Source organism: Acidisphaera rubrifaciens HS-AP3 (assembly GCF_000964365.1).
GTDB lineage: Bacteria > Pseudomonadota > Alphaproteobacteria > Acetobacterales > Acetobacteraceae > Acidisphaera > Acidisphaera rubrifaciens.
On sequence record NZ_BANB01001202.1, the window covers coordinates 1 to 679 of the forward strand.

1 protein-coding gene is annotated in these 679 nt (G+C 72.3%); it reads right to left on the reverse strand.

The features are described from left to right. Positions 1-679: xanthine dehydrogenase family protein molybdopterin-binding subunit (locus B8460_RS20650; RefSeq protein ID WP_048863505.1), on the reverse strand; the 679-nt coding region annotated here is incomplete at both ends.

Sequence of the window (679 nt, forward strand, 5' to 3'; positions counted from 1 at the left end):
GGACGAGAAGGGGTGGCCGGACATCGGCTCCACCTCCGCATAGTTCTTCAGCCGGAAATCGAGCGGGTCCATCCCGCACGCCTGCGCCATCTCGTCGATCGCGCTCTCCAGCGCGAGACTGCCCGGCGCCTCACCCGGCGCACGCATGAACATCGGCGTGCCGGTGTCGAGCCGCACGCCCGTGTGCGAGGTCGCGATCGCCGGACTGGCATAGAGCGCGTGCGACGCCCCCGCGGCGGGCTCGAAGAAATCGTCGAAGGTGCTCGACGCGGTCAGGACATGGTGGTCGATCGCCGTGAGCCCGCCCGCCGCGTCGGCGCCGAGGCGTAGCCGCTGGCGCGTGGGCGCGCGGTGCCCGACCGGGCCGAACAGCTGCTCGCGCCGCAGCACCAGCTTCACCGGGCGGCCGACCAGCCGCGCCGCGAGGATGCCGAGGACCTGCGGCCCGGACAGCAGCCCCTTGCCGCCGAACCCGCCGCCCAGGAACGGGCTGCGTATGTGGATGTTCTCCGGCGGGATGCCGAACAGTCCGGCGAGGCGCATCCGCGCCATCGCCAGCCCCTGGGTCGGCGTGTCGATGCTGAGGCGGTCGCCGTCCCAGGCCGCGACGATGGCGTGCGGCTCCATCGGGTTGTGGTACTGCGCCGGCGTCTCATACGTCGCATCGACGACATGCGCC